The organism is Acinetobacter sp. UBA6720, from assembly GCF_002454215.1.
Classification (GTDB): Bacteria; Pseudomonadota; Gammaproteobacteria; order Pseudomonadales; family Moraxellaceae; genus Acinetobacter.
This window is the reverse complement of sequence record NZ_DKIK01000114.1, coordinates 1-6,636: the sequence shown is the minus strand read 5'-3', so window position 1 is coordinate 6,636 and position 6,636 is coordinate 1. Positions and strand designations below refer to the sequence as shown.

Annotated in this window: 7 protein-coding genes; 6 read left to right on the top strand and 1 reads right to left on the bottom strand. The window is 43.7% G+C overall.

Going from position 1 to position 6,636, the window contains the following annotated elements; genetic code table 11:
* The first annotated feature begins 271 nt into the window (after positions 1-271).
* The 6 genes from B4F08_RS09800 to B4F08_RS09775 all read left to right on the top strand — a co-directional run bounded on the left by B4F08_RS09800 (position 272) and on the right by B4F08_RS09775 (position 5,652).
* Positions 272-2,023: a DEAD/DEAH box helicase gene (locus B4F08_RS09800; RefSeq protein ID WP_291374267.1), complete on the top strand. Its 1,752-nt coding sequence runs from the start codon at positions 272-274 to the stop codon at positions 2,021-2,023.
* A 405-nt stretch (positions 2,024-2,428) separates the two neighbouring features.
* Positions 2,429-3,247 (top strand): ABC transporter ATP-binding protein, encoded by an 819-nt coding sequence (locus tag B4F08_RS09795; protein ID WP_086208978.1) that lies wholly within the window; start codon positions 2,429-2,431, stop codon positions 3,245-3,247.
* The gene (gene mlaE / locus B4F08_RS09790; RefSeq protein WP_086208977.1) at positions 3,244-4,023 is read left to right on the top strand and encodes a lipid asymmetry maintenance ABC transporter permease subunit MlaE; all 780 of its coding nucleotides are present in this window, start codon (positions 3,244-3,246) and stop codon (positions 4,021-4,023) included. Before B4F08_RS09795 ends, mlaE begins: the two co-directional genes overlap by 4 nt.
* Positions 4,023-4,697 carry an outer membrane lipid asymmetry maintenance protein MlaD gene (locus tag B4F08_RS09785; RefSeq protein WP_291374266.1) on the top strand — a complete coding sequence of 225 codons (675 nt, stop codon included), beginning with the start codon at positions 4,023-4,025 and terminating at the stop codon, positions 4,695-4,697. The genes mlaE and B4F08_RS09785 overlap by 1 nt, the downstream gene beginning before the upstream one ends.
* A 20-nt stretch (positions 4,698-4,717) precedes the next feature.
* The gene (locus B4F08_RS09780) at positions 4,718-5,353 is read left to right on the top strand and encodes an MlaC/ttg2D family ABC transporter substrate-binding protein (RefSeq protein WP_086208975.1); all 636 of its coding nucleotides are present in this window, start codon (positions 4,718-4,720) and stop codon (positions 5,351-5,353) included.
* 11 nt (positions 5,354-5,364) lie between these two features.
* Positions 5,365-5,652 carry an STAS domain-containing protein gene (locus B4F08_RS09775; protein WP_086208974.1) on the top strand — a complete coding sequence of 96 codons (288 nt, stop codon included), beginning with the start codon at positions 5,365-5,367 and terminating at the stop codon, positions 5,650-5,652.
* A gap of 81 nt (positions 5,653-5,733) precedes the next feature.
* On the opposite strand, the gene B4F08_RS09770 is transcribed toward B4F08_RS09775, so the two are convergent.
* Positions 5,734-6,636: CorA family divalent cation transporter (locus B4F08_RS09770; protein ID WP_291374265.1), on the bottom strand; the 903-nt coding region annotated here is incomplete at its 5' end.

The window sequence follows — 6,636 nt, the reverse complement described above, 5'->3', positions numbered from 1 at the left end:
CACGCACTAAATTTCGTTCATTACCTGAACATTCTCTTCTATCATTGTGTATGCGCGTCCGGTCCAAAGAGAGGACATTATTTCGCGCCCCACCCAATCGCTTAAGCGATTCCTTCAGGTTGCGGCTGTAATCAAATGTGCGTTATACGCATCGTCGTTCTCGGATCGCCGCTGATTCTATATTTTCAGCGATTATTGCTGTGCCGCTTTTTGCCGATGTCCATCTGATTTTATTTTTAATGGAGCACCCATTTTTCGGGTGAAATACTCTATGAGCAAGACTTTTGCTGAATTTCCTTTACACGAATCGTTACAACAAGCTCTACAAAGCCTAGGATTTACGTCTCCTACGCCAGTTCAGGAACAATCTATTCCTGCAGCTTTAGACGGTAAAGACCTTTTAGTATCGAGCCAAACTGGTTCAGGTAAAACTGCAGCGTTTTTATTACCAACGTTAAACGCACTTGCAGGCCAAGAAACTTTCGTTCCGTTCAAAGAACGTATGAAAGCAATTACTCAACCGAATATCTTAGTTCTTTGCCCAACACGTGAGTTGGCGCAACAGGTGAGCCAAGACGCAATTGCATTTGTTCGCCACATGAAAGGTGCACGTATTGCTGCAATCATGGGTGGTATGCCATTTGGTAAACAAATCCAACAGTTAAAAGGTGCGCAAGTTGTTGTTGCAACACCAGGTCGTTTACTTGACCTTGTGAACCGTCGTCAAATCAAATTAGACAAAGTTGATGCTCTAATTGTTGACGAAGCAGACCGTATGCTTGACCTAGGTTTCTCTGAAGACTTAGAAGCGATTAGCGACCTTGCTGCAAACCGTAAACAAACTTTAATGTTCTCTGCAACATTTGCACCACGTATCATCACACTTGCTGAACGCATGATGAATGATCCTGAACGTATTGCAATTGAGACAGGTCATTCTACCAATACAGATATCACTCAGACTTTACACTGGACTGATGGTTTCGAGCACAAGAAAAAACTTTTAACTCACTGGTTGAGCGAAGAAGATCTTGATCAAGCAGTTGTTTTCGCGTCTACACAAGAAGACACAGACATGCTTGCTGAAGAATTGGCTGAAGCGGGTCACTCAGTGGTTGCACTTCACGGTGCAATGCCACAAACCGTACGTAACCGTCGTTTACGTAGCATCCGCGAAGGTCGTGCAAAAATCTTGGTTGCAACTGACGTTGCTGCACGTGGTTTAGACGTACCAACAATTTCACACGTTATTAACTTCGGTCTTCCTATGAAGAACGAAGACTATGTACACCGTATTGGTCGTACAGGTCGTGCGGGTCGTACTGGTAAAGCAATTACTTTAGCAACTTACCGTGAACGCGGTAAAATCCGTGCTTTAGAAGACTACTTAGATGCACGTTTAGAAGTATCTGAAATTGAAGGTTTAGAGCCATCTCCACCTCCAGCACGTTCTGGTCGTGATGGTGGTCGTGGTCGCAATGGCGGTGGTCGTCGTGATGGCGGTCGTGGCGGTTTTGGTGGCGGTCGTCGTTTTGAAGGCGAAAGCAACTTTAAGCGTCGTGAAGGTGGTCGTGATGGCGAACGTCGTTCATTCGGTGGTGAAGACCGTCCACGTCGCGAATTTAACAATGATCGTCCACGTCGTGAAGGTGGTTTTGAAGACCGTCCACGTCGCGAATTTAACAACGATCGCCCGCGTCGCGAAGGTGGTTTCAACGACAAGCCGCGTTTTGACTCGAATGATGACAACCGTGGTAACCGTGTAGACTATAAACCACGTCGTGAAGGTTCTTTTGGTGACCGTCCTAAACGTGATTTTGGTGATCGTCCACAACGCCGTGAAGGTGGTTTTGGTGACCGTCCACAACGTTCTTTTGGTGAAGATCGTCCTAAGCGTTCGTTTGGTGGTGATGACCGCCCTAAGCGTACATTTGGTGAAGATCGTCCAAAGCGTGAATTTAACTCAGATCGTCCACGCACTGAAGGTGGTTTTGACCGCCCACGTCGTAAGTTCAATGACTAATTTGAACTAAAATTAAAAAAACCAGTGGAAACACTGGTTTTTTTTATGTCTATTGCTTTCAATCCGAAAATTAAAATGTATACTGAGTCATATTTTAATTACATTGATAATAATGATGCACAATAATGAGGTTGAATCAATCGCCACTCACTCTGACGCGAAAGAGGTCAATATGGCACATTATCTTGGATTTTTTTTACTGATTTGCAATATCCTTTTCTTTGTCTATAGTCGCTATGGATGAAGTGATCCGCTTTATTTAGGTTGTTTTCTTCCATTAAATAAATATAAATACAACCAATTGAAATCAATTCGTGCACAAAATTAGGCATGGAATACGCTAACATATCGTTTTTTAATCCTTTATAGTATGCATGCTGAAAAAATGCAGGAAAACGCACAGCTATGAATAATCAAGCGCCTCTGACTGCTCAAGCCCTCATTGAGGTCAAAAACCTGAGCTTTAAGCGAGGGGAACGTGTTATTTACGACAATGTCGGTATTACAATACGACAGGGTCAAATCACGGCCATCATGGGACCATCGGGAACAGGTAAAACCACTTTACTGCGTCTGATTGGGGGACAATTGACACCAGATCAGGGCGAAGTGCTTCTAGATGGACAAAACATTGCGAAAATGTCACGCAAAGAGTTATTTGCTGCGCGTGCACGTATGGGCATGTTGTTTCAAAGTGGAGCGCTGTTTACTGACATGTCAGTCTATGAAAATGTAGCTTTCCCAATTCGCGCGCACACGGCATTGCCTGAACATTTGATTGCAGAGATTGTGTCTTTAAAACTGGAATCTGTCGGCTTGCGCGGCGCAGAGCTGATGATGCCTTCTGAGCTTTCAGGTGGGATGAACCGTCGTGTGGCTTTGGCGCGTGCGATTGCACTGGATCCTGAACTGATTATGTACGATGAACCCTTTGCAGGACAAGATCCGATTGTGAAGGGTGTACTCACACGTCTGATTCGATCATTGCGAGAAGCTCTTGATTTAACAACAATTATTGTCTCACATGATGTGGCTGAAACTTTGTCGATAGCAGATTATATCTATGTTGTCGCTGAGGGCAAAGTGCAAGGTGAGGGGACGCCTGAACAGTTACAGGCGAATGCATCTCCATTCGTGAAACAATTTTTAACAGGTTCAGTTGAAGGACCTGTCGATTATCAATTTAGCCAAAAGGCATATCTAAGTACTGAGGTGCAAGCATGAATGCGATAGCACTCTTAGGTCGACGTGTGATTGAACGGGTTCGCGGCATAGGTGTTGCGAGCTTAATGTTATTGCAAATCTTATTTTCGATGCCAACGGTACAGGGCGTTCGGTTATTTGTATACCAAATGTACCGTGTTGGCGTATTGTCGCTACTCATTATTGTGGTGTCGGGGCTATTTATTGGTGCGGTCTTGGGTCTACAGATGTATAGCATCTTAGTGACCTTTGGTAGCGAAGCGATGCTAGGTACTGCGGTTGCATTGACTTTACTCCGTGAGTTAGCACCTGTGGTTGCTGCACTGTTGTTTGCAGGCCGTGCAGGTTCGGCATTAACAGCTGAGATTGGCTTAATGAAAGCCACAGAGCAGTTGTCCAGTATGGAAATGATCGGGGTTGATCCACTCAAACGTGTGATTTCACCGCGACTTTGGGCGGGTATTTTTAGTTTACCGATGCTGTCTGTCATCTTTGCTGCAGTCGGGATTATGGGCGGTAAAATGGTGGGTGTGGACTTCTTGGGTGCAGATGAAGGTTCTTACTGGAGTGGCATTCAAAGTAGCGTAGAGTTCTATAAAGATGTCCTGAATGGCACCATCATTAAAAGTTTTGTTTTTGCTTTAATTTGTACATGGATTGCGGTGTATCAAGGCTATGCCTGTGAACCGACATCTGAAGGTATTGCGACATCAACCACACGCACTGTGGTGTATTCATCGCTCTGTGTTTTAGGTTTTGATTTTGTGTTGACTGCGGTCATGTTTGGAGGTGTTTAATGAAATCACGTGCAAGTGAGCTGGCAGTCGGCATATTTGTCATTCTCTTCGGTATCGCTTTGTTTTTTATTGCGATGCGAGTAAGTGGCTTGGTGGGTTCAAATCTCAGTGATCGCTATGAAATGAGTGCAACCTTCGATAACGTGAATGGTCTAAAACCACGTGCGAAAGTGACGATGAGTGGGGTGAAAATTGGTCAAGTTGATCAAATTAGCTTAGACCCTGTGACACGTTTAGCCACGGTTTCTTTTTCTTTAGATGGGAAGTTGACATCTTTCAATGCAACACAGCTCAAAGAAGTTGAAAAGAATGCACTTGAAGAGCTTCGTTACAGTAGCGACTATACCGCTGCGGATGCTGCGCAACAAAAAGAAATGGAAAAGCAACTTATTGCGAACATGAAGTCCATTACCAGCATAGATGAAGATGCTTATATTATGGTGGCAACCAATGGTCTGCTTGGTGAAAAGTACTTGAAAATTGTTCCGGGGGGTGGCTTGAACTACGTGAAACGTGGTGAAAGCATTGGCAATACCCAAGGTACAATGGATCTAGAAGACTTAATTACTAAATTTATTACGGGTGGGGCAGGTAAATCGCAAGATGCTGCAGCAAAGACTGAGCAACCTGAAACCGCTGAAACAACAGATGCCAATGTGTCATTTGTTGAATGATTTGAAGAGGAACAATTGTAGTGAATACTTTATTGAAACAAACACTAACAGCTAGCATTTTATCAACCTTGCTTGCAGGTACTGCTTTTGCAGCGCCAAGTGAAGCACCACCTGCTTTTGTTAAAAAAGTGGCAGATGGCCTGATTGCGCGTTTAAAAGCAGATCATGCCAAGCTACAAAACAACCCAGCTGCTGTGAAAACGATTGTTCGTCAAAATCTAGATCCATATGTCGATTCACAAGCGTTTTCACGTATCGTGATGGGGACTTATGCGACCAATCAATACAGTACTGCTGCACAGCGTGCGAAGTTTGAAAATAACTTTCGTGAAACTTTGATTGAAAACTACGGTACTGCATTCGCGAAGTTTAGTAATCAGACATATACCATCCGTCCGTATAAAGAAACGAACAGCAAAAACCCTGTGGTGACGATCGACTTTAATAACAAAGGCGAAAAAATCCCAGTATCTTTCCAGTTGGCGGATAAAGGCAACCAATGGAAAATCCGTAATATCAATGTGTCGGGTATCGACCTTGGTTTACAGTTCCGTAATCAGTTCGCGGCAACGGTTAAACGTAATGGTGGCGACCTAGATAAAGCGATTGCAAACTTCCAACCTGATGCAGAAGCAGCGGTTGAAAAGAAAAAATAAGTAGGTGAAAGGTGATTAACTTTAGCAATCAGGAAATGCAGCTTTCAGGTCAGATTACCTATGACAATGCTGAAAGTTACTATCAGCAAGGTTTGAAAGTGATGCAGTCACAGTCTTATCCTGTGGTGGTTAATTTGGCCCAGCTTGAGCATGGTAGTACATTGGCACTGGCGGTTTTAGTCCGTTGGGTGCGTCAAACACCAAATGCGCACAGTTTACATTTTAAAGCGGTGCCTGAAAAAATGATGAAAATCATTCAAGCCTGTCATTTACAGGATGACCTCAAGTTAATCCCTTAAATAAAAAAAGCACCGTGAGGTGCTTTTTTTATTTATTGCATTTCTTAAATCTATGAGGAAAAGCAGTGTCTTAAGGTGTACTCAAATCCATTTTTTCCAGCGGAAGTAAATCAGCGGGCCAATCAAGAAAGCCACTAAAATTAAGCTGACAATCACAAAACTGGTCGTTCCTCTTGCAAAAGGCAATACATCGGTGTTCATCCCATAAATACTGGCAATCAGCATCGGTGGAGCGAGCATACTCGGTAAGATGGAGAAGCGACGGATTGTGTCATTCTGCTCGGTGTTAATGAAGCCTGAGGTGGTATCGAGCAAGAATCGTACTTTTTGGAACAAGAAGGCATCGTGTTCAACCAGTGAGCGGACGTCTTCGCTGAGCTCTCGAATATCCGCATCATAAATATGACTGCCTAAAGCACGTGGACGTGATAAAAAAGTCAGTACACGACGTAAGTCAATCAAACACAGCTGTGCTTTTCCAAGCATATCTTCCAAGTGGGCCAGACGCGTAATCATGTCATCCAAGTCGAGAATCATCTCACGGTGTCGGTTATTCAGCACTTCTGTGGAATACTTTTCCAAGTCCTTGTGGATATCTTCTAAGATATCCGCAAGCTCGTCCAGCTTCGCCTCGAGTAAACCGAGTAAGATCCACGTTGGATCCTTATAGTCGATTTCGTAGTCATTGCGACGTGCACGCGCACGAAAAGCCCGAAATGCGACTAATTTTTCACCACGAAGAGTGAAGAGTCGTTCTTTATGCAAAATGAAAGCCACGGTTTGTACCGTGGCAAGCGCTCCGTTGCTTTCTTCAGTTTCGCCATCGACTTGGTAATTTTTATTTTTCGTTAAAAAATACGTACTGATATGCAAAATACCATCATCATCACGGTAGAATCGAGCTGAAGATGAAATGTCTTCGAGTGATTTTAGCGTAGGTAAATTTTGTTCATATGCATCTAAAATCCACTGTTGTTCTTCTTG

Coding starts and splice junctions, on each gene's coding strand:
- B4F08_RS09795 (WP_086208978.1), top strand. CDS start 2,429: ATGAATAATCAAGCGCCTCTGACTGCTCAAGCCCTCATTGAGGTCAAA.
- B4F08_RS09785 (WP_291374266.1), top strand. CDS start 4,023: ATGAAATCACGTGCAAGTGAGCTGGCAGTCGGCATATTTGTCATTCTC.
- B4F08_RS09800 (WP_291374267.1), top strand. CDS start 272: ATGAGCAAGACTTTTGCTGAATTTCCTTTACACGAATCGTTACAACAA.
- mlaE (WP_086208977.1), top strand. CDS start 3,244: ATGAATGCGATAGCACTCTTAGGTCGACGTGTGATTGAACGGGTTCGC.